The following is a 25352-nucleotide window of genomic DNA, read 5'->3' on the forward strand; positions in this document are numbered from 1 at the left end:
TCCTCGTCAACACGGTGGTGAGACGACAAGCTGCATATCGAGATCTTGGCTACTACCCCCACTACGGACGAATCGACGAATCGAACGACGAACGAACGACCACCGGAAGTCCTAACCCAGCAGTGGGTCCGTGACCGGACGAGAGCGGTCATCACCGACGCGCTTCGGGCCAACGGAGAGACCTTAGTCGAAGCCCCACCTGCCGCCGGCAAGACGACTGGACTGTTCGCTGCGGTTGAGGACACAGGTGAACCGATCACCTACCTAACCCAACGGGAGGACCTGTACGACCAAGCCGGCAAGCTGGCGCGCGACCACGGACTGAAACCGAAGGTCCTGCCGAGCCCACACCGGACGTGTCCGACATTTGAAGGCGACCACGGCGACGAGTGGCGCAATCGTGTGACGACTGTCTACGGTCCTAACGTCGGCGGTGCTGCCATCCACAAAGTGATGGACTTGCCATGCAGCGATGAGGGCACTTGCCCCTACCAGCTGGCGTGGGACTTCGAGCCGGCGAACTACGACGTTCTGGTGGGTCATTACGTCCATGCTAACGTTCCGTCCGCCGTCGAGAATCGGACGATCGTCATCGATGAGTTCGCCGAGGAAGCCGCCGTAACCACCTTCCACGATCCCGAACCCGTGGTTTCGGCATTCGTATCACGTCGGCGCGGGCTTCCGTTCGACGACTGGACTGATTTCGTCGAACATCGTCACGAACGAAGACCCGAAGCCGTCCGCTGGTTCGTTCGCAACTACCGCGACAAGAACCCCGACTCATGGGATGTCATCGATGACGATGGTGATGTGCATGGACTGGCCGGCGAGCTTGTGCTGGGACTGTTGTTCGCCGAGGATTTGGGTAACGGCTTCCGAACAACGGAGAAGACGATCCCCAAACCGACACCGGATGGGTGGCAACGAATGGCGCTGCGAGACACGTCCGTCCGGCGACGAATGTCCCCAAAAGTCGCATGGAACACCGAGAAGAACGCCGTCCATCTGCTATCCGTCCCCAACTTCGACGACGCGAACGGAGTGGCCGCGCTTGATGGCACACCCACAAAACGCATGTGGGATACGGCCTTTGGCGTTTCCTTCGACCACGAGCGAGTCGTTCCGCCGTCGAGGATGAACGACTATCTAACCGACGCGCTGGATATCAAAGTCCATCAGTACGGTGCGCACGATCCGGATAAGGCCGGCACGCGACCGTATTCGTCGGGCAATCACCTGTATGCCGAGACTGACGAGAAGCTACTTCATGGGATAGGGATGCACTTCGATGCCGATCCCGATGTCATCACGACGAGAGCAGCAATTCGTGAGTACGACGAAGACGACCGAGTTCTTCATCACGCCGACGAATATCGAAACTTCGCGTCGGTGAAGTCATCGAACGCTTTTCGTGAATCGACTGTCGGAGCTGTCCTTGGTTCCCCACACCCCGGTGACGAGACATTCAAGCGGTGGGGCGCTTTCATGGGATCCGCAATCGAGGGGTCCGGCAAGGGAGTAGATCGTTCCTACCGAGCCGTCGGCGACGAGATATACCACCACTACGTCCACAATCAGGTGCTACAGTCGATTCTGCGGTTTGGACGCGACGGACAGGAGGCGCATGTCCTTGTCACGTCGATGTGTACGCCGTCGTGGGTCGAACCTGAGCCGTTGAAGATGATGACGTTCAGCGGAAGTAGCAGTAGGGCTGTCGTTGATTGCCTTCGTGACAGCGACGGAATGTCGCAGAGTGAAATCGTTGACGAGACCGGACTATCCCAGCAGGCAGCATCGAAGGCGTTGAACGGACTGGATGAGAATGGGTTCGTCGCTGTTGAAGACAAACCCGGCCCATACAGCAGTCAATACGTGTGGAATTAGGAGTCCATGTGAATCATTGTGAAGCTACCACGATCCCATACTAAGCTTAGTATGGGACTATTGTACCTTCACAGTCGTTATCATGGTAGTCGTTAAGGACGACGGCAATCTACGTTGAACTTGGGAGGGTGTAGCATGAAGTTCGCAATCCCATACTAAGCTTATTATGGAGTCGTGAACTTCGTGCCAAGGACTGTCGTGGATGGCACTGACCCGAACAACTAACGGTCCCATCGTTCACCTGTCCGCTATGGCGCAGAAACAGACGACCGACATGGATGACTGGGAAGAAATCGGCGAACAGGCACAGAAGGCACGCGAGGAGCTGTTCAAACTTCACGAGTTGTTGGGTGGTGGCGACGCCGTGCCAAAGACCGTATGGCGGGACGCTTTCGAAAAGGCCGATGGTGGTCTGTCTGCGCTGAAATCCGACTTGGAGGATCGTATGGTCGAGGAGCATCCCGATGAGTTCGACACCGACGTGTTCTACGGCGGCGATTACTGACTGAACCAGTCGCTTCGGTTCGAGCAAGAGACGTTCATTCGGCAATTCGGCCAGTGATTGCGCCGTTCAACTACACTTTTCGCGTGGTATATCGGCTGTCGATGTTCTGTTGACAACACAACGGTGTCGATACGGACCAACGCCAGTGGGTGTTTGTGGTCGTTCTGAGCGGCATGGTATTGTCGCAGGAAGGGAAGGATAGGTTGCTAATCGGGCGTGACACACAGACACGATATGTGGGTGAGTGACAAACACTAAGTGCCGCCCATCGGTGATTTCGTTCAAGCAGATGGCAACGACGAGAGAATCCGGGCAGGTCTTGTCGCAGCTACAGTCGATGGACAGCTACGACTTTGAGCATCTGGTGGCCGATCTATGGGAACAGCAGGGATGGGATACTGAGGTGTCACAGGCGAGTTCAGACGCCGGTATCGATGTGATTGCGACGAAGGAAAACCCGTATCCACAGAAGAAGCTGATACAAGCGAAACGCTACGGTCCCAATACGACCGTTGGCAGCCCTGACATGCAGCAATATTATTCGTTGAAAGAGCAGGAAGACAACGTCGATTCCGTCGTCATTGTAACATCCAACGAGTTCACCTACGACGCCGAGGAACGCGCCCAAGAACTGAACGTTAAAACCGTCAACGGCGACGAAATGGTCGAACTGATTGACCGACTCAATAGCTACGATCTGCTGGACCAATACGATACATCCGATGTGATATCTGGTACTGCATCCCCCACTGTCAACGAGGCTCAATCCGAAGATAAATCAACAGATGAGGGGTTCTGGGCCGGCATTTCCAATGATTCGTACTATCGTTTCATCCAACTTGGAACAGCAGTATGGACTTTTGGTTTCATACTGGGAATAGCAGGATATTCTGGTAGTGGCGGGACGCTGGACGGTATATTCGGGCTTGTATCCATCATCACGTGGGTCGTGATGCCACCCGGCCTATACTACGAGGCGCAACGAGTAGCGGGAGAAACTGACTGGACACCATACAAGACGCTTTATGCCGCTACTGCCGTCATACCGTTTCTAAACGCCCTTATTGGCGGAATCTACTTGTATCGTCGAAAGAATGCCTATGAACGGGCACGGCCCCAAGGAATCGAGGAATCCGGTAGCTTCAGTGTCGAATCGGCAGACGATTCGCGCGAATCCATCACGGAACGATCCGAGTAGGAAGGGGCGCAGCCAGTTTATTATTGATGGTTGCCGTTTGTGTTTTGCAGCACAGTTCGGTTGTAACGTCCACCCGCGGCTTTTCACCGCCAATTGAATACTGTGAAGAAATCGTATCGTCGGACATCACCGTATTGGTCGATACAGACCATCTGTGTTATAGAATGTGTCGATACGGGACGTTAGGGGGCCTCAACGACGGTGTTTTGTGGCTTCGTGACATAGGTCTGGCAATGACAATTTCGCATCCGCAGCGACTGGGTGATTCACTGATTATCAAATCATGACTGACGAAGACGAAGCCACGATTGCGGAGCTTGAACAGCGCCATGAACGATTACAGCGGAAAGCGAAGCGAAAACCGAGCTGGCAGCGTGCCGCCGACAACGCCGCCGAGGAACTAATCGAAGCGAAGTGCGACCGAGTCGAGGAATTGGAAGTACAGTCTGACGACATGAGTCCGGCCGGCGCGGTGTTGGCACGTAGTCTTGGTGCGACCGAAGCCGGTCAGACGGCCGAACTACGCGACGAGATTGACCGACATCGAAGCGACATCGCGGAACTGGAGGAACAATGAGTTCTAAAGCTGACGGAGTGAACAGGGAGATTCGTTCCGCCGTCCGTGATTCAGATGCCGGACTACGAATGAACGAGTTGAATCTGGCCATCACCGTATCCGACGGAGATGATGTTTTCGCCGAAGTGTCGATAGGCCGTGACCGCCAGCGCCAGAAGATCGTCCATGTCATGACGGCTGCCGTCCGTGGTGTGCTACAGGCTACCGAGAGTGCATCCCATGACAGCGACGGCGACTTCACATCGCCACCGACGGACGGCGAGGCCACAGTCGTCGTTGTGGCCGACCGTATCTACCGCGTATCCGTCGAGAACGACTGGCAGGACCTGCCCGACCCAAAGCTATCGACAAGGGTTACATCGACCATCAGCGCCGTCTGACGGATACAACTTCTTTCAGGGCAGCGACAGGGAGCGCGCGGGCTATCTAAAGCCGTGTGTGGACAGCCACGGTGGTCGGGCTGCTACGACTAATCCCGTACTATGTTCCCCGGTTCGGGTTCGCCGCTATCTTGACTGGTTGTATCGTCGGTGTCTGTCGAACCGTCATCTGAGGAGTCGCTATCTTCTGTTGATTCTGTAGATTCGGTTCCTTCTCGCTGAGATGGGGGCGATTCGTTTAGTAGTTCTTCGGTATTGGAAACGCGCTTCCACAGGAACCCCAGTGTCCACAGGAATCCGACTATCCATACTACGGACACCGCTACAGGTTCGATCCATGCGAACGGGGATGAATAGGTCCACCCGAGTTCATGCAGAAGACGGACGAAAAGAGGAAACATGACTGACAGAGCAATTGGAACGGCAGCCGATTTGATACCATCTTGAAGCTGCTGGGGGTCTAACGATTTGTCTTCTTCTACCAACAGTTCCCATTCGTCTTCTAATTCGTCAATATCACCTTGAATTTCTGAAACAACCGAGTCATGGCGGTCATATTTTTCGCGGTCGTATATGTCCCAGAGTGCTTCGACGATATATTTGAAGTCATTATCAAGAAATACCGCTGAATCCATTGTTGGGCCTCTTGATCGCAACTTTTCAAGGATTTCATCCCAACGTTCGCGGATTGTTTCGGCATGGTGCTGAATTAGGTCATCCGCAGTCAGTCCTCGATGCGTGATTAGCCCCTGCATCGCATCGTCAACTGATATTTCAGTTGCAGGTGGGTCCCAATCACTACCAACATCGTATTTTATGAACGAGTCAACATCGTCTTCTGCGCTTTCACGCCTCCAACGAACCTCGGTTTGCTCAACTTGTTCAGTGCGAAAATCCTTACGGGCAAGTAGGACCTCTTGTTCGGCTTCAACAGAGTTGGCTCGTTGCCGTATGCGCGACCGTTGAGTTTTGAGATCGGAATACCGCGTAACAAGGTAAGCAGTAAGGATACCAACGAAAATGCTTGCTGTTGAAGCAAGAACGCCATAGAATTGGAGCAGCGCCATATTGGTGAATTACATCTTCGGTGGAATGAAACGCTGATATCATTTTTGGTGTCCGGTGGACAGTCACAGGGCGAGGGCAAACACTGCGTATTCTCCTACCCGCAGGATTCGAGCGGTGGTTCCGGATCGACAGGGCTGATACTGCCTCTGAGGTGGTTGTCGGGGCGTTATGGAACGGTTGTTACCGCCGACCAGCCAAAGACGAATGCAAAAACAACGACCCAAGCCATGACCAGCCAGACACGATGAAGGATGCTTCGATAATCTCGATACTTGCCAGTTAGCAGACTCAGTCCGAACGAACCGATCAATACCGCCCCTCCAATGAGGCCGACGAACAGTAGAACTGTCCCACCACGTCTGCGAACAAGAGGAATAAACGAAAAGTACGCTGATACCAATTTTGGGATGACCCACAGTGCGAACCCCAAGCAAACAATCCCGACCACGCCCCTAAGTACGGAATTGGGTTTCACTGCTTGAGGCGACAAACCGATGGTAGTTAGTTACTGTCATTCCGCTGAATCGCACCAAATGGGCTGGCAAATGGTGTACGCATTTTCGTGGGTCTCTTTTCCAGTAGTACCGCTATATGTCAGATTAAAGGGGCACTGGCGCACGCCGGAACCAGCCTGTCGCGCTGCGCATCCCTGTTCCGCGCCATCGAACCCACCCTTTGCGTGTCGAGAGACGGGTTCGCCGGGCGTCGTGTGTCGCGTGAACAGCGGATACGTGCTTCAATCCCTGTCGTCATCAGAACGAGTACAGTCGCCGTGTGTGCGCCGTCAGAACGACGCAAAAGGAGTTCGTTTCACCGGGCGTCAGAACGCCGTCAGTGGCGCGATGTTGGCGTGTGTGCCATATTTACTGGCCCAACGCTTATCCATCGTCGCCGAAAAATGGGTGTTGTATCGGACCGCTCAGTCCACCCAAGAGGGTGAACTCGGGAAGCCGGATTATTAACTGCCGCTACTGCCACCGGCATCGAATGATCCGAGCACCGCGGAGTTTCCGTTGCCGTCGTCCCATATCACTTGAACGGTGGTATCACTACTTACCGATACGTCCGAAGTGCTGCCAGCAGTGACCTCTCCACTTGTATCAGTTCCACCCCAATCCGATCTGCCAGAGTCGCCTACTTTGGTGTATAGATTGCCTGAATCTATCGCATCACCACTTTCCATGACCACTTGGGTATTCGCTGCGTCGTAACTGAAACTGGCCTGTGGTGCGCTGTTCTGATTCCCGAAAACGCCGGTGGCGAACGCGCCGACCACGGCGGCGAGGATGACCACGACCGCAATCATCAACACAACCCCGATAACGGGGCTAACTGCGCGGTCATCACCGGACAGCCTATCGAACAGGTTCATCGTTTGCGTCCCGTATTGTAGTCACTGGTAGTCCGAACGTTTTTCATGACGCCAATAACTGGGCTGACTGCACGTGAATCCGATCGAAGTTCGTTGATTCGTTCTCTCATTTTGGTTTCGCTCACCCACCAGCCCCGGACTCGGCGGCCTTCGACACCACCCAACCGTTCGACTATCGCCACCGCCGCAGTTCGTTTTACGCTGGTGTGTCACTACGAGTTGCGCAACATCCTATATAATATTTTTCTTTGATTCTCCCTACCACATGTCACCAGTTCAATAGAGTTTTGTCACGAGGTTCCCGCAACTTCAGTGACTCGTCTTACTGACCGTCATGTGGCGAACGATGGAGGGAGGACGGATTTGAGAACGATTAAGTCCCGGCGTTGGCTGATTCGAGGTGTGTCTCTCGCGACGCTCGCCGCGCTCCCCGCCGCCCCGACGGTCGGCCAACTCGGTATCGGCAGCGTCGCCCAAGCCGGCTCCGAGCGCATGGGCGTCACGTTTCACGGCGACGCATCGTGGCCGGACGACCCGACCGAGTGCGAACGGTGATCGCAACCGTATTGTGCGAGAGCGGTGACGCGTTCGGATACCGACCGGCGATCCGCCGGTTCGACCCCTGAACCCCGTACTCACTCATGTCCACCGAGTCTTCCCGATCGACGCTCGCCGTCGGTTTCCGCGATCGTCTCGCTACTGTTGCGTCCCATCCTCGACTGGTCGTCGCAGCGATCACCGTCCTCGCGCTCGCCGTCCGGCTGTTCGGGCTCGGTGCGCGAGTCGCCCACCAGGACGAGGCCCGCGTCGCCTACTGGGCGTATCGCTACATGGAGACGGGCGTTTACTGGTATCGCCCGATCGTCCACGGCCCGTTCCTGACGATCGTCGACAGCTACGTGTTCGCCTTGTTCGGGGCCTCGGACTTCACGATGCGACTGGTCGTCGCCGTCGTTGGCGGCTTGCTCCCGCTTGCGGCGCTGCTCTTTCGCCATCGGCTTCGGAACGGCGAGACGATCGCGCTCGCGCTCGTGCTCGCCGCGAACCCCATTCTGCTCTACTACTCGCGGTTCTATCGGAACGACCTCCTGCTTGCGGGGTTCATGTTCGTTGCGTTCGGGTTTTTCCTCCGAGCGTACGACCACCGCCGGCCCATGTTCCTCTATCTCGGCACCGCCGCGTTCGCGCTCGCGTTCACGACCAAGGAGAACGCCCTGCTCTACCCGGTCACGTGGATCGGTGCGACCGTGTTACTCCTCGATCGTCGGCTGCTCGTCGATCGAATGGATGAGCGAGGGCTCCGGCGAGCGGTCGTCGGCCGAACGCGGCAGGTCGCGGGTGCGCTCCGACGCTGGGGACTCCACCTCGCGCTCGCGGTCGTGGAGTTCTTCGCGATCTTCGTGTTCTTCTACGCACCGCGTGGCGAAGCGGCCGGTGCGGAACCGACACTCGGCGCGACGCTCGCCGATCCGACACTACTTCCCGCGTTGGTGGGCGAGGCGGTCCTCGGATCGTGGAACGCCTTCCTCGGGCAGTGGGGCAGCGGGAACCAGGATTCGTACCTCTCGACTGCAGGGCAGCTCTGGTCGGTGCTCCTTGCGGGCGCGCTGGTCCTGCTCGTACTCGCGCTCGTGGGCTTTCTCGTGGACCGGTACACCGGCAGGCAGCCGCGCGACCTCGTGGCGTTCGCGACCTACTGGGGTGTCGCCAGCGCGATCGGTTACCCGATCGCCGTTGACAACCCGTTCCCGTGGGAGGTGATCCACGTCGTCGTGCCGCTCGCGATCCCGGCGGCGGTCGGGTTCGCTCTGATCGGCCGCGTCGGTCTCGAAAGCCTCGACGAGAGCGACACTATCGCCGCGGTCGCCGCGGCGGTGGTCGTGATCGCGATCGTCGGCCAGGTCGGCGTGACCGCCTACGATACCTCGTTCGCCGACCCGCAGGGTGAAGACAACGAACTCGTCCAGTACGCCCAGCCCGCGAGCGAGATGAAGCCGCTGCTCGGCGAGATTCGCGAGACCGTCACGGAAAACGACGGCACCGACGTGCTCTACTACGGCGACGATCCCGACTTCGACGGCGACGAACTCTACGCGCCGAACCCTCGATCCCACGACACACCGATCGCTGGAAACGGCTGGTTCGAGCGCCTGCCCTTCGCGTGGTATTTCGAAGCCTACGGCGCGGAGACGAACAGTACGGCCGATGCGGCGGCGGTCCAGCGGGCGGTGGCGAGCGGCGACCGACCGCCGGTCGTGATCGCGTTCGATCGGGTGTCGTCCTGTGGAAAAGAGTACGACGATGCCACCGATATCGATCAGTTCATGGAGGGTTACGAGCGCCACGATGTCGATCGGTTCCTCTACGACAGCGGCTGTACCATCAGTAGCGTCACGGTCTACGTCGACGAAGACCGGAACTCGGCGACGTAACTCTCGCTGTAGCGTTCCGGCACGACTCTCAGTCGAATTCGCCGCTCAACGACTCGGCGACGCGTGCGCCCAGTCCGGATTTGTCACCCGCGTACTCGCTCGTCTCGTCCTCACGGACCACGAGCGCACGCGTCTCGTTCTCGCCCATCACGCTCGCGTCGTTGGCGACGACGAAGGCGAGTCCCGCACGTGATTGAATTTCGCGTGCGGCAGCGATCATCGCCTCGTCGTCGCCGCTCGTCTCGGTTTTGAATCCGACGATCGGGAGATCGGGGTGGGCGTCGCGGACTGTGTCGATCAGTTTCGGCGTCGGTTCGAGGGCGAGCGTCAACTCCTCCTGGCCCGACCGAATCTTCTCGTCGCTCCGCTCGACGGTGTAATCGCCGATCGCCGCCGCCGAAACGAGCGCGTCAGCCGCCGCGACGGATTCCTCGACGGCCGCCGTCATCTCCTCAGCGCTCTCGACACGCTCGACCGTGGCGTAGGGAACCTCACCGCCGTCGTGGACGAGCGTTACGTCCGCACCGTGGGCGTAGCACGCCCGCGCGACCGCCTGCCCGGTCTTCCCCGACGAGCGGTTGGTCAGCACTCGAACAGGGTCGATCGCCTCCGACGTGGGTCCGCTCGTGACCACCACGTGACGGCCAGCGAGCGGCGTCTCGCCGGTAGCGCGCGCGGTCCCGAGGACGATCGCCTCCTCGGTTGCGATCTTCGCCTTCCCCTCTTCGATCCGGGGTGAGACGAACGCGACGCCCCACGACTCGACGCGCTCGATCGTCTCACTCACGCCGGGATGGTCGTACATCGGCTCGTGCATCGCGGGGGCGACGACGACGGGAACGCCGGCCCCGAGCGCGGTCGTCGCACACGTCGTCACGGGTGTGTCGTCGATCGCGGCCGCGATCTTCCCGACGGTGTTGGCGGTCGCGGGGGCGATCAGGAGGACGTCGGCCCAGCCCTCGCGGCCGCAGAGGTCGACGTGCTCGACTCGCCCCGTGATCCCGGTCACGACGGAGTTGTCGGTGGCGAACTCGACGGCCCAGGGATGAACGATCCCTTGGGCGCTCTCGGTCATCACGCCACGGACTGTGGCCCCCTGGCGACGGAGTTCGTGAGCGAGTTCGACGGTCTTGACCGCCGCTATCGATCCCGTGATCCCGAGTGCAACGTTCACTCCGCGCAACATCCTCTGAGCATGGGTCGCCTCGCGGTTTAAATCCGCCGTCAAGCACCCGATGTCGAAAAATGGAGGACGCCGTCACGATTCAGCGAAGTTCGGCTGGCCCAGACTCTCTCAGCGTGACTGTCGAACCGCAACCACGCCGAGTGTGGCGAGCGCGACGGCCCCGAGGAGCACGAAGACGATCCGGACGAGCCCGAACCCGAACCCGCTCGTGGCCCCGCTCTCGCCCGTTTCGGGAGCGGCAGTCGTCGAGCCGTTTCCGGAGACGTTCTCCGCGGGCGTGATCGTCGCCGGCGCGTCGGTGGTCGTGGCCGGCGTTGCTCCGTTCATCGACGTATTCGCCGTGGCGTTGCTCGCGGTCGTGCCGTTTGCCGTTGCGTTGCTCGCTGTAGCGTTCGTTGCGCTGCTTGCAGTCACGTTGTTCGCCGATGCGTTGGCCGTAGCGTTGCTCGCGGTCGTATCGTTCGCTGTTGTCGTCGTGCCGTTCGCCACCGTCGGTGGCGACGCGACCGGCGTCAGCGTCTGCTGGATCGGCGGAGCCGCGTCGGCCGACACGTTCACCGACCCGCCGGCTGCACCGGCGACGTCGGCGAGCGGGGCGAACGTCCCGAACTGCGTGAGATTGGTGGCCGTCGCCGTGTTCGCCGCGGTGTCGGTTTCGGCCCCGTTGACCTCGGTCCAGTACTCCCCGTCGTTGCGCCACACCGTGACCGACGAGGCGTTCGACCCCTCGTAGCTCATCGTCATCGAGAGTTCCGAGCCTCCGCCACCCGTGCTCGTCACTTCGACGAACGTCCCGAGGCTACGGGTTCCCTGGGGGATCTCCGGCGGTGACGTCGACGATCGCAGCCCGACGTTCTGCTCGGTCAGCGAGACGGTCGTGGTGGACAGTCGGAGATCGGTGACGGTGTTCGTGCCGTCGTTCCGGAGCGAGTAGTAATCCCACCGCGTGTTGTTCCGCGCGGTGTTGTCGGTCACGGTGTTGTTTTCGCTCTCGCGCTCGAAGTGAATCCCCCACTTGTTATCGACTGCGACGTTGTTCCGAAGGGTGTTGTTCTCGCTCTCACCACCGACCGCGATCCCGAGCCCGTTAACGTACGCCGTGTTGTCGACGATCCGGTTGTCGTTCGCGTTCGCGAGCGTGATTCCCTGGGTGTTGTTGTCCGCGACCGTCCCGCGGATCGTGCTGCCATCGACACCGAGGTAGAACACGCCGACCGTCCAGTTGCTCGTTTGGACGCGTCTGATGGTCACGTTCTCGACCGCGCGCGACGAGCCGTTGGCGTGGATCGCGTGGCCCGATCCGCTTCCTTGGAGGCTGTGGCCCGCCCCGTCGAGGGTCACGTTGCTCGCCGTGATCGTGAGACAGTTCCCGTCACCGCCCGTGACGTTCTCTGTCAGCACGTACGTCCCGGATGCGTCGATCGTCCGGCACGAGTCGACCCCGGTCGCGTTCCCTCCACTCTGTGCGCCAGCGAGGCCCACCAGCGACCCGGTTGCGCCCACGAGCAGCGCCACCACCACGACGCCGACGAGCAGCGTCCGCCGATTCTCCGCTCCATTGCTATCGAAACCGGGACGTCTTCGCATTAGTCGTCGAATCCGTACAAAAGCGGTGCGTATGTATCTCCCGGTATCGACCGGGCGAAACCCTCGCGTGAGCCGACCTCGAGACGCTCCATGTCGAGAAGGGAACGTTTACCAGCCACGGACACGAGACGTTGCCGTGGATAGCGTCGAAGTCAGCACCGTGGTCTACTTGCCCCCCGAGGAGGCCTACGAGTTCCTGCTGGATTTCCCGGGCTACGCGAACTACTCCGAGTACCTCACCGGTGTCGAGAGCCACGGCGACGGCTCGCCCGGCACGGAGTACGATCTCCATTTCGCGTGGTGGAAACTCACTTACACGGCGCGCTCGCGCGTCACCGAAGTCGACCCGCCCAACCGGATCGACTGGCAAGTCACGAAGGACATCGACGCCCGCGGCCGCTGGACGGTCACGGCCGTCGACCCACCGGCAGGCCGCGAGCACGCCTCGGAGGTCCGCCTCCGAATCGAGTTCGACGCCGATTCGGTCGATCCGAGCGGGTTCGATCTCCCGCGGCTCGTCTCCCTGTCGTGGGTGGTCGAAAAAGTGAAGCCGCTGATCGAACGCGAGGCCGAGCGCGTGGTCGAACGGATCGTCGCCGACATTGAGGGCGAATCGCGGCCCGTGGATCTAACGGTTCATACGGCACCCGACGACGTTTGAGGCCGCGCGATCGAACTACCGAACTGTGTTCCTCACTTAGATCTCGAACCATGACCGACAGCACGGGAATCTCGCGCTGTGGTACGGTGTCGCCGTGGAGTTGCTATACGCTGTTCTCTCGATCGTGCTGTTCGTCATTGACCAGCTCTACGTTGGAGTGGAACTTCTCTGGCTGATCGGATTGATCGTCGGTCTTGAGACGTTTGTGATAATAGTGTTCCCGGTATCGCTTTACAAAGAAACGGTAGCGATTCGTGATACCGGCGTCGGTTGGAAGCCGAATCTAGTGCTGTATGCCGCACTCGGCCTCGCTGCACATGGGAGCATAATCATCTTCGGTAGAACTGGATTGCAGCTCGTCACGGTTGCTCTCGGCGTTGCAGCGGTCTCCCTCTACCAACGACGTCGGAAGACGGGCACGCCCTGAATGGTGTAATCGATCACCCGTAGGTCGCGTCCCACCGGGTCGCCTTCCGGAGGTTACCACACTCGTTGCATTTCACTCGGCCCATCGTGTCCATCGCGTTATCAAGGGTCTCGCAGTTCGTACAGAAGTAGCCGTACTTGTCCTCCTCCGCGAACTCGGAGTCGCTGTAGGCGGTGAGAAAGGGTGCTTTCGAGCCGCGCTCGACCTGTTTTTCGTTGACGTACAGTCCCTGGTCGTCGAGCGTGCGCACCGGATCGGACGACTCGGTCGTCGGTTCGACCTCGGCGTCGTCGGCGTGGAGGTAGATGTTCTCGACGTAGCTGCCGTCGTCGATCTCGACGGTGTCGGTGCCGACCTGCTCGAATCCGTACGCCGTGTAGAAATCGTTGCCCTCGGTGTTGTCGTCGAGCACTTTCGCACGGAGCTGTGCGGCCCCCATCTCGGAGAGCGCCTCCCGGGTGCGCTCGAACAGCCCCGCACCGATCCCCTGGCCACGGTAGTCGGGGTCGACGTGGAGCCATAGCAGGTCGCCGTTGCCTCCCTCGTTCACGAGGTCGCTCTCGGTGAACCCGCGGACCTCGTCCGCTTCCTCGGCGACCAACAGGAGTGTGTCGTCCTCGTCGAGTTTCTCCGCAAGCGTCTCGTCGTCGTACCACTGGGTGATCGCCCCGTCGATCGCCCGGGGGCTGAGCGAGTACGACGCTTCCATCGAATCGCGCGCGATCCGTCTGATCGCTTCGCCGTCGTCGTGGGTGGCTTCCCTGAGGTTCATGCCGTTGTTTCGGCGTTCGAACGCATAAACCCCGGTGCCGATTCAGTGTCGACCCGGCTCCGGCGTCGCCCATCCGTGGATCGTCGTGGACGGACCGTCTGGTGACATCGAACACGTTGTCGTAACGCTAAAGAGTCGAACATTCGTCTAGTGGACTAACATGACCATCATACGAGCGTTCTGGAGGGATCACGTTGGGAGTTGAGGTGAGGGAATCGCCGGTTTCGGCTGCATCGTTCGAAGCGATGGAAGCCTTCGTCGGCGATTACCTCGCGGCCAGCGTCAACAACGAGGTCGACGGCGGTCGGATGCGGTGGTACCCGTGGCACTCCGCGGCGTACCGGTTCAACCACATCAGAAACGTGGTCGCGATCGCGACGGAGATCGCCGAAGCCGAAGGTGCGAACGTCGACGTCGTCCGGGTCGCCGCGCTCTTTCACGACGTCTCGAAGCTCGAAGCCGAACAGGACCACCACGCCGAGGCGGGCGCACGCGTCGCTCGCGAATATCTCCAATCGCACGGCGAGTACCCCGAGTCGTTCGTCGAGGAGGTGTGTACGGCGGTCGCCGATCACTCCTATCAGGGCCCGCTCACGGAGCTCCCGCTCGAAACGCGGTGTCTCATCGAGGCCGATCTGCTCGACAAGGTGGGAGCGAACGGAGCGGTGCTGTTGGTCCTCCGGATGGGCTACGAATCACGCACCCACATGGACGCCGCCGAGATGGTCGGGCGAGTGGCCGATCGCGGCGAGGACGTGGCCGCGCGCGTCGAGAGCGATCGGGCGGTGAGCCTCGTCCACCAGCGGCTCAAGCGCGTGAAGTGGCTGCGCGAATGGCTTGACGACGAGATCGCTGGCGTGGACATCGAGCCCGACGAGTGAGCCACCTGGCTCAGACGAGCGGGAACGATCCACCCAGCACCGACGTCGCCTCGCCGAGGAAGATCAGTCCGAAGACCGCGAGCACGATCGCGCTCGCGTAGGCGACTGTCGGTCCAACACTGGTAGCCCGCCGCTCGGCCGCGACCAGCGTCGCCGGAAACCCCACGATCCAGACCACGATCCCGGCGAAAAACCCGACGAGCAGCGTTGGGCTCCCGGTCGAAACGACCAACACGCCCGAGAGCGCCTCGCCGACGGAGGGCAGCGCCGCGAGCACGTCGATCCGGCCCGGTTCAAGCAGTCCGACGCCAACCGTGAGCCAGAAGACGATCTGATAGGGATTGGTGAGCGCGAGCACGAACGCCTTTCGGAATCCCCGCGAACCCTCGGGAGTTACCTCGTCGGTCGAAGCGGTGGCATCCCGCGCCGCAGTGTAGGCGAAGTAAAGCATCAACGCGCCGCCGATCGCGAACGCGAGGCCGCGCACGATCGGGAACCGCTCGACAACTGCGACCGCACCGACCACTGCGAGCACGAAAAAGCAGGCGTCCGCGATCAACGCACCGAGTCCCGCCCAGAATCCCGCTGTCCAGCCGCGGAGCACGCTCTCCTCGGCGATGATCGCGTTCATCGGACCCGGCGGTGCGGCGATCGCGAGGCCGAACACCGCACCGGCGAGCACCGTCGTTGCGGCTTCGAGAACGGCCATCGATCACTCTCTCTGACCGGTGTCGGTCGTGCACCCAGCGGACGCACCTGTCTTCATCGTCATCGTCTCATACGCGGCGACTGGCGCGAATAAGTCTGTTCATCGTGTTGATACATGTCGACGCGGTCTGGTGCGGCGGCCGCCAGGCGGCGGTTGCGGCAGTGGTGCGGTTGCGGTGGCGGAAGCAGTGCTGTGCGGGGCGGTTGCGGCGGTAGTGCGGAAATCGCCAGCAACTGTACCGCAAGCGAGCGACTGAGGACCCCGTGTAAAAAAGTCGATGCTTAGATACCCTTGCCCATCAGATGGCTCCGGAGGATGTCGTCTTCCTTGTTGCCGGTGGCGGTGTTCATCAGCACTACCGTGTCGTCGCTCTCGAACTCGTTCTGTTCGGCGAGCTCCCACGCGCCGCTCGCGGCCGCCGCGCAGGTCGCACCCATCTCGACTCCTTCGTGTTGGGCCACCGTGATCGCGCTGTCGAGGATGTCCTCGTCGGGAGTCGCGACCGCGCCGCCGTCGGATTCACGGAGTGCGTCGAGAATCAGCGGGCTCGCACCGGGGTCGGGGATCTCGATCCCGCCGCAGATGGTGTCGGGCGTGTCCCACGTCTCGTGGGTCGCGTCGCCCGCGTTCCACGCGTCGACGATCGGCGCACAGCCGCTCGACTGGGCGGCGTACATCGCGGGGAGGTCGTCGGTGAGCCCGAGGTCCCGGAACTCTTTCGCGCCCTTGTGCATCCCGACGAGCCCCACGCCGCCGCCGGTGGGGTAGACGATTCTGTCCGGGACTTCCCAGTCGAGCTGTTCTGCGATCTCGTAGTACATCGTCTTCTTGCCCTCGTGGCGGTATGGCGTCGTGAACGAGCTCGTGGAGTACCAGTCCTCACCCTCCATCGCGTCGGCGCAGGCCGCGGCGGCGTCCTCGAAGCGGCCCTCGACCACGGTCATGTCGCCGCCGTGGACGTTGATCATCGCCTTGTTGACGAAGTTCGCTCGCGAGGGGACGAACACGTGCGAGTCGAGCCCCGCGCGGGCGGCGTAGGCCGCGGCCGCCTGGCCGGCGTTGCCCGCCGACGTGAGCACGATGTCGCTCGCGCCGTGCTCGCGTGCGGCCGACACCGCGAGCGCGTGGCCGCGATCCTTGAACGAGCCCGTCGGATTCCGACCCTCGTCTTTGATCACGACCCGCCCGACATCGAGCTCGTCGGCGAGCGCGGGACACTCGATCAGGGGGGTGGTGCCCTCGTCCATCGTCACCGCCGCGTCACGCGGGATCGGGAGGAGTTCCTCGTAGCGCCACTGGCCGTCAAACGGCCTGGCTTCGAGGTCAGTGCGCGTGAGATTGATCTCCTCGTAGTCGTACGTCGGGTCGCAGATTCCGCCACACTCGGGACAGTCGTGGGTCACCGACTCGGCGTCGAATCGCTCGCCGCAGTCGGTGCATTCGAGCCCGTCGAACGCCGCGGTCGTCTCCATAGGCTTGGACGGGTCGGGAGCGACAAATGGGTTCCCGTCCGATCATCGCTGTCGTCAAATCCGGTTCGAGTTGACGTTGCAACATTACCTGAATCGCCAGTCTCGAAACGGCTTCCGAGACCGCACTGTTGCCGACATCAATGAGAACCGCAAGCCACACACCTCCCCAGCCGATTCGCTCCGCTCGTTTCACTCGCTTCGCTCATCCCTCGCACGAGAATGGCGCGCCGACAAGCGGCGCGCAGCCGCGCGCCAACTGCACGGTCATACTCCGAGCCAGCGAAGCGTCGTCCAACCCTGATGCCAGCGGTTTTGTCCCCGGCGATCGGAGGTGATCCATGACTCGGGTCATCGTCGTCGGCGGGGGGCTCGCAGGGCTGACTGCGGCCCGCCACCTCGCCCGCGCGGGGATCGACGTCCAAGTGTTCGAGCGCCGGGACACGGTCGGTGGTCGTGTTCGGAGCCGCCACGAGGACGGGTTCGTGCTTGATCGCGGTTTCCAGGTGTTGTTCACGGCGTATCCCGCCGCAAAGCGCGAACTCGACCTCAATGCGCTCGATCTCCGCGAGTTCACGCCCGGCGCGACGATCGCGCGACCTGGCCACCGGACCGTGCTCGCCGATCCGCTCCGCGATCCCGGCTCGCTCACCGACACCCTGTTCAACCGCGATCCCACGCTCCGCGACAAGCTCAGGGTGCTCTCCCTCCGCCGCGAGTTCGCCGAACGGGACGAGACCGAGCTCTTCGTTGGCGAGGACCGATCGATCCGCGAGTTCCTTGCCGATCGGGGATTCTCGGAGCCGTTCGTCGAGCGGTTTTTCGCCCCGTTCTACGGCGGAATCACGCTCGATCGGAACCTCTCGACCTCGGCCGCGGTGTTCGGCTACACCTTTCGGATGCTCGCCGAGGGGTCGATCGCGATCCCTGCCGATGGAATGGGTGCGATCCCCGAACAGCTCGCCGATACGGCTCGCGACCAGGGTGCCCGGATCGCACTCGATACGCCGGTCGAGACGATCGAGACGCCCGAGCGTGGGGCTGGATCGATCGACACGGCGACCGACGAGGTGACGGTCGAGACCGGCGGCGAGACCCACACGGCGGACGCGGTCGTGGTCGCCACCGATCCGCAGTCCGCCAGGGACCTCACCGACGTCGCGTCGATCCCGACCGACGCCCGCGGCTGCGTGACCCAGTATTTCTCGCTGCCGACCTACAACGCCCTCGACACCGGGCGAAAGCTCCTGCTCAACGCCGGCGAGGATGGCCCGAACCACGTCGCACCCCTCTCGACGGTGGCTCCCGAGTACGCTCCAGATGCCCAGACCCTTCTGAGCGCCACCTTCCTCGGTGATCCGGACGAAAGCGACGACGAACTCGCCACACAGGTCGAGCGGACGCTCGCGGCGTGGTACCCCGAGCGCCGGTTCGACGATCTCGTCCATCGCCACACCGATCGGATCCCGTTCGCCCAGATCGCCCAGCCGCCGGGCTTCTACCGCGACACGCCGGCCGTCGACGCACCGGCAGGTTCCGTCTATCTCGCTGGCGATCACACCCGGTGGTCGTCGATCCACGCCACGCTGGACAGCGGCCGTGCGGCCGCTCGTGCAGTGCTCGATTCAGAGTAGTTCTCGAAACGTACCCAGCGGAGGGAATTCGAGCGTCTCGTCCGCGTCTTCGTCGCGAACTACTGGCCGGAACTCGTCGAGATCGGTCACGAGCGGCGAATCGAGCGCCCCGAGCTGGTTGACGACGACGCCCGGTGCGAGCTTCGTGAACGACGGCAACACGACCACCTCGGCGGCCACGGCGGCCGACCGTCCGACGAGGTAGCAAGGCCGCCGTTGTCCCTCGATCCGGATCGCCGGATGATCGTGACCGACGACGTACCGCTCGGCTGCGGTGTCGGGCAGCGCGTGTCCGTGGCAGACGACCGTTTTCCCCACTCGGTGTTCGTCCGCGGTCGGACCGTCCCACACTGCGTCGAGCAGCGTGTCGTGGTTGCCTGGTGTGACGATCAGCCGCGCTCCGGCCTGCTCGACCGTTCGCTCCACGTGGTGGAAGGTTTCGCGCACCCCGTCGGGAAGGCGATCGAACGAGTGGAGCACGTCGCCCGCGAGCACGACCTCGGTGGGCGAAAAGCGCTCGCAGAGTTCGGCGAGTCGCGACGGAACGTCGCTCTCCGAGAGCGGCAGCTCGACGTTCGCACTCGCGCCGCGCCCGAGATGGAGGTCCGCAAGCACGAGCGCATCACTTTCGGGAAGGTGGATCGCCCGGTCCGCGAACGCCGCGTCCATTACCCGGTCTCCGAGCGCGAAACGGATAGCCCCGGCGAACGGATGTGACCCGATACCGTCTTTCATCACACTCTTATTACAATTGCAGGTGTGTCACAGAGTGTGACGACCACCGATCCNTTCGGTCGCGCCATCCGCGACTTCCATCGCGGCGAACAGGACGAACCGCTGCTCGACCGGGACGGCGAGAAGATTCGCAACCATCCGATCGAGGAGTTCTATTTCGGGACGTTCGACCCCGAGAGCGAGGCGGGCGCGTGGTGCGCGTCGTGGCTCGACGGACCGTTGCTCGACATGGGTGCGGGTGCGGGCCGGGACGTGCTGTACTTTCAGGAGCAGTTCGAGACGGTCGCGATCGAGGTGAGCGAGCGCCTCGTCGAGACGATGTGCGAGCGCGGCGTCCGCGACGCCCGCGTCGGGGACATGTTCGCGCTCTGTGAGACGTTCGACCGCGATCGGTTCGGGTCGGCGCTCGCCATCGGCACCCAGCTGGGACTCGCGGGGTCGATGCAGGGGCTGCGCCGGTTTCTCGGCGATCTCGCGTTCGTAACGACGTCCGACGCGAGCGCGGTGCTCGACGGCTACGATCCCAACTACGAGGGCGAGGATCTGCTCGGCTACCGTCCAGACCCAACGCCAGGCCTCGCCCACCGAGTGCTGCACTTCGAGTACGAGGGCGAGGTAGGCGAAACGCTGTACTTCCGCCTGTTCAGTCCCGATCGCGTCCGTGAGGCGGCCGTCGGTACCGGCTGGAGCGTCGCCGAGGTCAGAGCCGATACCGGCTACTACCGCCTGGCGCTGACGAAGGCGTAATTCAGAAGTTCGTGAGACTACCGATCGATCTCGCCCGCGACGCGACTACCCGGCGTGTTCTTTCGCAGTCGTGTACGCCTCGCGCACTCGACGGAACTCCTCGTGATCACCGCCGTGATCCGGATGGACCTGCTTTACTTTCTCGCGGTAGGCCGTCTTGACCTCGGCGACGCTCGCGCCCGCCGGGAGGCCGAGCACCCCGAAGGCGGCGCTCGCAGGGTCGACTCCGGTGCCTTCATCGAGTGCGAGATCGGGAGTGTCGAACGGCAGTCGCGAACCGAGATGGACACCGGGGAGTTCGTGCTCGACGAGAACGGCGTGCGTCTCCGACCGCTGGATCCGGTAGTACACCCGTGCGTCGAACGTGATCGCCACGTCACGTTTCGGGAGGTAGAACGCGACCGGTTGGCTACAGACCGGATGGTTCTCGGCGAACGGTTCGTCGATCGATCGGAGGTACTCGCGGATCTCGCGCCGGCGCTTTCCCTCGCCGGTGAGCCGCGTCGAATGCTGGACGGTGGTCGGGAACAGTCGCGCGCCGACGACGAACACGCCGGCGACGACCACGACGGAGCCGAGGGCGAGGATCGCGCTGAGAACCAACCATTCGGACAGCAGGGCGGTCACCGCTTCTGGCACGCCCGACGGTAGGCGTCGCCGAGTTATAAGCGACTCGACGGCAGCGGCCGGGTCGTGTCGATCTACGAACTCAGCCCGTAGTGACCTGGTTCGTCGTCGCTCGCGGGCTCGGCGAAACAGAGCGCGTCGGCGTTCGTAACCATCCATGGGATCGCCCAGTCGAGCAGCACGTCCTCGGTCTCGACGTCGAGTTCGGTGTCGGGATCGAGCCCTTGCAGGAGTCGTGCGATCTCGTAGACGGTGTACATCGTGTCGGGATCGAGCACCTCGTCGGGGGCACGGAACTCGAACGGCCGCACGCGATCGAACGACGATTTCGGTCGGGGCATACGGTCGCTACGCCGAACCGGCCTAAATCCCCAGCGATGTGGTCGTGCTCGTGCCGTTGCTACTATCGGGATTCGAAGAAGGATTCATACATTCGACCCGTTACTCTCCGGTAGTCGCCAGATACATCCCACGAGATACAGGACGCGTATCGGTCGTATGTGTCAGCGATGATTCTTGCGATCCTTATGCTTCAGCACATCCTATTCGCCGTATCGATGACCAACACGGAACGTGACTATCACGGCTACACCCCGATGGATTACGATGCGGACAGCGAGGCGGATGCGGTGTACCAGCGGTGTCTGTCCTCTCTTCTCACGCATGCTCCAATCAAGCGCGATGATACCGTGGTCGATATCGGCACTGGCACAGGTATCGTCGCTTTCGAACTTGCGTCGAAGTGTGACCACGTGGTAGGGCGAGATATCTCCGACGAGTGGCTCCAGTACGCCCGGGAGAAGGCTGAACGGCGCAGTATCGACAACGTCTCGTTCGACCACGGGTCGTTTCGTGAACCGAACGTTGCAGAATCGGTGGATGTCGTTGTCGCCAGTTACGCCCTGTATATGGCCTACGACGAAGGAGGCGAGGACGAATTACGCGCGGCCATCGACGGTCTCGCGGCGTTGAATCCGCGGTGTATAATTGTGGCCGACAAGATGCGCTTCGGGCCGACGCAGACCACAAGCGATTACGAAACACTGCCACCGATGGGAACTGTCGCCACTCTCCTCGCAAGTGCAGGCTTCACGCTCACCGCTGTCGAATTCATCACCGAGACAGTCGGTGTCCTCATCGCCACTCGATAGCCCCATACCACCAGTCATCGACCAGACACTCAGTTAACAGATTTACCGGAATTTGAATGAATCTCATTCAACGAGCGGGTGCTGAGTACATCCTCCGAGTCGGTCACGCTAATCACAGCCAACCAAGAACCTACTATGTCAGAAAATGTGAACACTTCTGCGAATCAGTATCGCTGCGTGGGCGGTTCGGCCCCGCACTCGGCACTATGGCTTGACAATCGGGCGCACAAAAATCGTGAGTTCGGGAACTACTCGTGGTTCGACGTGGTCTTCTCGAAGTTCTCCGCGGCCGCGTCCCAGTCGACGACCTCGAAGAACGCGTCGATGAAGCTGCCACGGTCGGGACCGTAGTCGTAGTAGTACGAGTGTTCCCAGACGTCGAGCGCGAGCACGGGATGGGCTCCCCAGAGCGCGCCCTCGTCGTGATTGTCGACCGCCACGTTCCGCAGCTGGTTGGCGACCGGATCGTAGACGAGCAGCGCCCAGCCCGAGGCGGCCGACGCGGCGGCCTCGAACTCGCCCTTCCAGCCCTCGTAGGAGCCGAAGTCCTCCTCGATGCGGTCGGCGAGTTCCCCCGAGGGCTCGCCGCCGCCGTTCGGATCCATGTTCTCCCAGAACATGGTGTGGAGGTAGTGCCCACAGCCGTTGTGGGTCACGTTACCGAGCGCACCACCGGTCGAGGAGTAATCGCCCGACTCGCGGTTCTCGGCGAGCGTCTCCTCGGCGCTGTTGAGCCCGTTGACGTAGCCCTGATGGTGGGTGTCGTGGTGCCACGTCAGTACCTGCTCGGAGATGTGCGGCTCGAGCGCGTCGTAGTCGTACGGAAGCGGTGGAAGCTCCGCGTTCGAGTGTTCGGACATGATCAAATCCTCCACCCGGTACATCGCCGCGACGGCTGTTAAAGGTTGAGGAACGGATGGTAGCACGCCACACGGACAGGGCGACTGCACCGGAATCGACGGTCGCCGATCACACTGGATGGCGTGCGAGCTTCCGGTCAGTCATCGCCGCGCGCCCGCTCGAACATCGCGATGGCTTCCTCGCGGCGCTCGCCGTGATCGCAGATCGGAGCGGGGTACTCGGGGGCGAGCTCCTCACGTTCCTCCTCGTCGAGTTCGTGCCACGAGTGGATGTCGTCGGGGTTGACGCCGTCGAGTTCCGGTATATGCGTCGTGATGTACTCGGCGTCGGGGTCGTAGCGCTCGCCCTGGGTCATCGGGTTGAAAATCCGAAAATAGGGCTGAGCGTCCGTCCCCGTGGAGGCGGCCCACTGCCAGCCCCCGTTGTCGTTCGCGGTGTCGTGGTCGACGAGTCGCTCGCGGAAGTGGTCGTAGCCCGCACGCCAGTCGAGCAGGAGGTCCTTCGTGAGGAAGGAGGCGACGATCATCCGCACGCGGTTGTGCATGTACGCCTCCTCGCGGAGCTGGCGCATCCCGGCGTCGACGATCGGGTAGCCCGTCTCGCCGGCCTTCCACGCTGCGAGGTCCTCGGCGTCCTCCCGCCACTCGATTTGGTTCTCGTAGTCCTTGTAGTTCCGCGTCACCACGTTCGGATTATAGTAGGTCACTTGCGTGTAGAACTCCCGCCACGCGAGCTCCTCTCGGTAAGTCTCGACCGACTCGCGCTCATCCTCGTTCTCGGCGTCGTCCAGCGCCGCCGCGGTGCGTTCGGTGACCTCACGGATGCCGATGGTGCCGTACTTGAGATCCTGGGAGAGCCGCGAGGTCCCCCCGCGAGCGGGGTATTCGCGCTCCTCGTCGTACTCGAAGATCGGCGACTCACAGAACCGATCGAGGCGCTCGCGTGCCGCCTCGGTGCCCGCCGGAGGAAGGGTCGCGTCTGGCTCCTCGAACCCCAGGTCGTCTAGTGCGGGAAGCTCGTCGCCCTCCACGTCGGCGAGCGCGTCGGTGTCGGGGGCCGGAACGGGATCGGCCTTTTCGCGGTCGAGCCACTTATCGCCGAAATAGGAGAACACCGCGTAGGGGTCGCCGTCGTTCGTGGTGATGGTGCCTGGCTCGTGGTGGACTGCGTCGTGGTACTGCTCGTGATCGACGCCCGCCTCGTCGAGCGCCGCACGGACCGCCTCGTCGCGCTCCTGGGCGAGGCCCGTGTAGTCGTGGTTCCAAACCACGCCGTCGGCCCCGTGCTCGTCGACGAGTTGTGGGAGTTCCTCGGCAGGGTCGCCCTGAACGACGATCAGGTCGCTGTCGCGCTCGCGATACCACTCGCGGAGCCAGACGAGCGCCTCGTGCAGGAACGCCACCCGTGGCGGGGCGGCGTGTTCCAGCACGTCGGGGTCGAAGACGAAGACCGGGAGGACGGGGCCATCGTCGGCGGCCGCGGCGAGCGCGCGGTTGTCCGCCGCGCGGAGGTCGCGCCGGTGCCAGTGAAGTCGCATACGAGGGACAGGAGCGGCTGCTCCCTAAACCACCGGGTAGCGGTACGCCGTGTGCGCGACCGTGGGAGAGCGACGGCCGCTGGAATCGGCAAGGATCCCACCAGCCGGCGGCGTCCACGTTGGCGAGTATCCTGCGGTTGACGCCCGAACAGTTTTGATACCACGACGCATGATCTGGCGTATGCCGGACGACGACGAACGCCAACTCGCCGAGGACAGTCCGCCACGGATGGTGCTCTGCCAGCGCTGTAGCGAGGAGTTCGACTGGCAGAAGGACTCCTGTCCCCACTGCGGGTGGGACAGGGTCGACTGGACCGAACGGGGGCGCTACGGGCTCGCAAAATCGGGCTGACGGGCGGTTGGAGGAGGTGACGGCGCTTCGCTACTCGTCTTCCTCGATCGTGACGCCGTTGCGGGCCTCGTGGAGTTCCGCACAGATGCCACCCTGGCCGCTGATGTTCGTCTTCGCCAGGCGCGCGCGGTGCTGCACCCTCTCGAACCCCCCGACCGGAATCGGTTCGTCGTCGGCAGTGGCGAACAACCGATCAGTTGGCTCCGTGACGAGGCCGACCGTCTCGGCCTTCTCGACGTACGCAGCCAGCGGTTCGGCCGGCACTGGGACGACGAGTCCGCCGTCGGCGAGCGAGACGAGCGCGCGCTCGTCGCCGAGGCTGAGGTCCGTGCGCCGCAGCGAGACGATCTGCTCGGGACGAACGTCGGCCCTCGTCAACGCCGCGATGGCGTCGTACTGCCGCGCCATCCGCGCCTTCTCGTCGAGCGATCGACGGACAGCCTCGATCCCGCCGTCGGCGTCGTCGAAGACTTTCTCGAAGCGCAACCCCTCATTCACGCCGCGGTTGACCTCCTCGGCATGCATGTGGTCGGTCAGTTCGACCGTACATTCCTCCACGAGACCGCACGGTTCGTCGACGATCACACGGTCGCCGTCGGC

Annotated in this window: 27 protein-coding genes; 14 read left to right on the top strand and 13 right to left on the bottom strand. The window is 62.1% G+C overall.

Annotation, left to right across the window (positions count from 1 at the left end; genetic code table 11):
• The first annotated feature begins 402 nt into the window (after nt 1-402).
• The 5 genes from C449_RS07590 to C449_RS07610 all read left to right on the top strand — a co-directional run bounded on the left by C449_RS07590 (nt 403) and on the right by C449_RS07610 (nt 4544).
• A complete protein-coding gene (locus tag C449_RS07590) occupies nt 403-1884 on the top strand; it encodes a helix-turn-helix transcriptional regulator (RefSeq protein WP_152415677.1) in 1482 nt (493 codons plus the stop codon).
• Nucleotides 1885-2086: 202 nt separating this feature from the next.
• A complete protein-coding gene (locus C449_RS07595; RefSeq protein WP_152415678.1) occupies nt 2087-2389 on the top strand; it encodes a hypothetical protein in 303 nt (100 codons plus the stop codon).
• A gap of 289 nt (nt 2390-2678) precedes the next feature.
• On the top strand, nt 2679-3587 hold the full coding sequence (locus C449_RS07600) for a restriction endonuclease (protein WP_006077401.1): 909 nt from the start codon (nt 2679-2681) through the stop codon (nt 3585-3587).
• Nucleotides 3588-3870: 283 nt separating this feature from the next.
• Nucleotides 3871-4164, top strand: a complete 294-nt coding sequence (locus C449_RS07605) for a hypothetical protein (protein WP_006077402.1) — start codon at nt 3871-3873, stop codon at nt 4162-4164.
• A gap of 68 nt (nt 4165-4232) precedes the next feature.
• Entirely contained in the window at nt 4233-4544 is a 312-nt protein-coding gene (locus C449_RS07610; protein WP_006077403.1) for a hypothetical protein, read from the top strand.
• A gap of 89 nt (nt 4545-4633) precedes the next feature.
• On the opposite strand, the gene C449_RS17800 is transcribed toward C449_RS07610, so the two are convergent.
• Both C449_RS17800 and C449_RS07620 read right to left on the bottom strand, forming a co-directional pair.
• Nucleotides 4634-5611, bottom strand: coding sequence for a hypothetical protein (locus C449_RS17800; protein WP_152415679.1), 978 nt, complete (start codon nt 5609-5611; stop codon nt 4634-4636).
• Nucleotides 5612-6570: 959 nt separating this feature from the next.
• Nucleotides 6571-6984, bottom strand: coding sequence for a type IV pilin (locus tag C449_RS07620; RefSeq protein WP_006077404.1), 414 nt, complete (start codon nt 6982-6984; stop codon nt 6571-6573).
• A 402-nt stretch (nt 6985-7386) separates the two neighbouring features.
• On the opposite strand from C449_RS07620, the gene C449_RS18095 reads away from it, so the two are divergent.
• Both C449_RS18095 and C449_RS07625 read left to right on the top strand, forming a co-directional pair.
• Entirely contained in the window at nt 7387-7539 is a 153-nt protein-coding gene (locus tag C449_RS18095; RefSeq protein WP_161606445.1) for a hypothetical protein, read from the top strand.
• An 86-nt stretch (nt 7540-7625) separates the two neighbouring features.
• Nucleotides 7626-9416: a flippase activity-associated protein Agl23 gene (locus tag C449_RS07625; protein ID WP_006077405.1), complete on the top strand. Its 1791-nt coding sequence runs from the start codon at nt 7626-7628 to the stop codon at nt 9414-9416.
• A 28-nt stretch (nt 9417-9444) separates the two neighbouring features.
• On the opposite strand, the gene coaBC is transcribed toward C449_RS07625, so the two are convergent.
• Both coaBC and C449_RS07635 read right to left on the bottom strand, forming a co-directional pair.
• Nucleotides 9445-10602 (bottom strand): bifunctional phosphopantothenoylcysteine decarboxylase/phosphopantothenate--cysteine ligase CoaBC, encoded by a 1158-nt coding sequence (gene coaBC / locus C449_RS07630; RefSeq protein WP_006077406.1) that lies wholly within the window; start codon nt 10600-10602, stop codon nt 9445-9447.
• Nucleotides 10603-10710: 108 nt separating this feature from the next.
• The gene (locus tag C449_RS07635; RefSeq protein WP_006077407.1) at nt 10711-12189 is read right to left on the bottom strand and encodes a NosD domain-containing protein; all 1479 of its coding nucleotides are present in this window, start codon (nt 12187-12189) and stop codon (nt 10711-10713) included.
• A 136-nt stretch (nt 12190-12325) separates the two neighbouring features.
• Here C449_RS07635 and C449_RS07640 point away from each other — a divergent pair, with 136 nt between their 5' ends.
• Nucleotides 12326-12850 carry a type II toxin-antitoxin system RatA family toxin gene (locus C449_RS07640; protein WP_006077408.1) on the top strand — a complete coding sequence of 175 codons (525 nt, stop codon included), beginning with the start codon at nt 12326-12328 and terminating at the stop codon, nt 12848-12850.
• Between the two features lie 94 nt (nt 12851-12944).
• Nucleotides 12945-13277 (top strand): hypothetical protein, encoded by a 333-nt coding sequence (locus C449_RS07645; RefSeq protein ID WP_006077409.1) that lies wholly within the window; start codon nt 12945-12947, stop codon nt 13275-13277.
• 13 nt (nt 13278-13290) lie between these two features.
• Here the strand turns inward: C449_RS07645 and C449_RS07650 are convergent, their stop codons facing one another.
• Nucleotides 13291-14049: a GNAT family N-acetyltransferase gene (locus C449_RS07650; protein WP_006077410.1), complete on the bottom strand. Its 759-nt coding sequence runs from the start codon at nt 14047-14049 to the stop codon at nt 13291-13293.
• 194 nt (nt 14050-14243) lie between these two features.
• Between C449_RS07650 and C449_RS07655 the strand changes: the two genes are divergently transcribed.
• Nucleotides 14244-14930, top strand: coding sequence for an HD domain-containing protein (locus C449_RS07655; protein WP_049913953.1), 687 nt, complete (start codon nt 14244-14246; stop codon nt 14928-14930).
• 10 nt (nt 14931-14940) lie between these two features.
• Here C449_RS07655 and C449_RS07660 read toward each other — a convergent pair whose 3' ends face one another.
• Together C449_RS07660 and C449_RS07665 are read right to left on the bottom strand one after the other, a co-directional pair.
• Nucleotides 14941-15639: a LysE family translocator gene (locus C449_RS07660; RefSeq protein WP_006077412.1), complete on the bottom strand. Its 699-nt coding sequence runs from the start codon at nt 15637-15639 to the stop codon at nt 14941-14943.
• 281 nt (nt 15640-15920) lie between these two features.
• Nucleotides 15921-17111 carry a threonine synthase gene (locus C449_RS07665; RefSeq protein WP_006077413.1) on the bottom strand — a complete coding sequence of 397 codons (1191 nt, stop codon included), beginning with the start codon at nt 17109-17111 and terminating at the stop codon, nt 15921-15923.
• Nucleotides 17112-17449: 338 nt separating this feature from the next.
• Between C449_RS07665 and C449_RS07670 the strand changes: the two genes are divergently transcribed.
• On the top strand, nt 17450-18742 hold the full coding sequence (locus tag C449_RS07670) for an NAD(P)/FAD-dependent oxidoreductase (protein WP_006077414.1): 1293 nt from the start codon (nt 17450-17452) through the stop codon (nt 18740-18742).
• Here C449_RS07670 and C449_RS07675 read toward each other — a convergent pair.
• Nucleotides 18734-19411, bottom strand: a complete 678-nt coding sequence (locus tag C449_RS07675; protein ID WP_006077415.1) for a metallophosphoesterase — start codon at nt 19409-19411, stop codon at nt 18734-18736. The genes C449_RS07670 and C449_RS07675 overlap by 9 nt on opposite strands.
• A gap of 102 nt (nt 19412-19513) precedes the next feature.
• On the opposite strand from C449_RS07675, the gene C449_RS07680 reads away from it, so the two are divergent.
• Entirely contained in the window at nt 19514-20224 is a 711-nt protein-coding gene (locus C449_RS07680) for a hypothetical protein (protein ID WP_006077416.1), read from the top strand.
• A 45-nt stretch (nt 20225-20269) separates the two neighbouring features.
• Here the strand turns inward: C449_RS07680 and C449_RS07685 are convergent, their stop codons facing one another.
• Nucleotides 20270-20863, bottom strand: coding sequence for a J domain-containing protein (locus C449_RS07685; RefSeq protein WP_006077417.1), 594 nt, complete (start codon nt 20861-20863; stop codon nt 20270-20272).
• A 62-nt stretch (nt 20864-20925) separates the two neighbouring features.
• On the bottom strand, nt 20926-21192 hold the full coding sequence (locus C449_RS07690) for a DUF5827 family protein (RefSeq protein WP_006077418.1): 267 nt from the start codon (nt 21190-21192) through the stop codon (nt 20926-20928).
• Between the two features lie 168 nt (nt 21193-21360).
• Here C449_RS07690 and C449_RS07695 point away from each other — a divergent pair, with 168 nt between their 5' ends.
• Nucleotides 21361-22002, top strand: coding sequence for a class I SAM-dependent methyltransferase (locus C449_RS07695; protein WP_006077419.1), 642 nt, complete (start codon nt 21361-21363; stop codon nt 22000-22002).
• Nucleotides 22003-22250: 248 nt separating this feature from the next.
• On the opposite strand, the gene sod is transcribed toward C449_RS07695, so the two are convergent.
• Both sod and C449_RS07705 read right to left on the bottom strand, forming a co-directional pair.
• Nucleotides 22251-22862 carry a superoxide dismutase gene (sod, locus tag C449_RS07700; RefSeq protein WP_006077420.1) on the bottom strand — a complete coding sequence of 204 codons (612 nt, stop codon included), beginning with the start codon at nt 22860-22862 and terminating at the stop codon, nt 22251-22253.
• 137 nt (nt 22863-22999) lie between these two features.
• Nucleotides 23000-24400 carry a cryptochrome/photolyase family protein gene (locus C449_RS07705; RefSeq protein WP_006077421.1) on the bottom strand — a complete coding sequence of 467 codons (1401 nt, stop codon included), beginning with the start codon at nt 24398-24400 and terminating at the stop codon, nt 23000-23002.
• A gap of 181 nt (nt 24401-24581) precedes the next feature.
• On the opposite strand from C449_RS07705, the gene C449_RS18295 reads away from it, so the two are divergent.
• Complete coding sequence (locus C449_RS18295; RefSeq protein WP_169316463.1) at nt 24582-24752, top strand: hypothetical protein; 171 nt, start codon at nt 24582-24584, stop codon at nt 24750-24752.
• Nucleotides 24753-24782: 30 nt separating this feature from the next.
• On the opposite strand, the gene C449_RS07715 is transcribed toward C449_RS18295, so the two are convergent.
• The coding region (locus C449_RS07715) for a hypothetical protein (protein WP_006077423.1) at nt 24783-25352 on the bottom strand (570 nt) is incomplete at its 5' end.

Origin of the sequence: Halococcus saccharolyticus DSM 5350 (assembly GCF_000336915.1) — an archaeon.
Taxonomy (GTDB): domain Archaea; phylum Halobacteriota; class Halobacteria; order Halobacteriales; family Halococcaceae; genus Halococcus; species Halococcus saccharolyticus.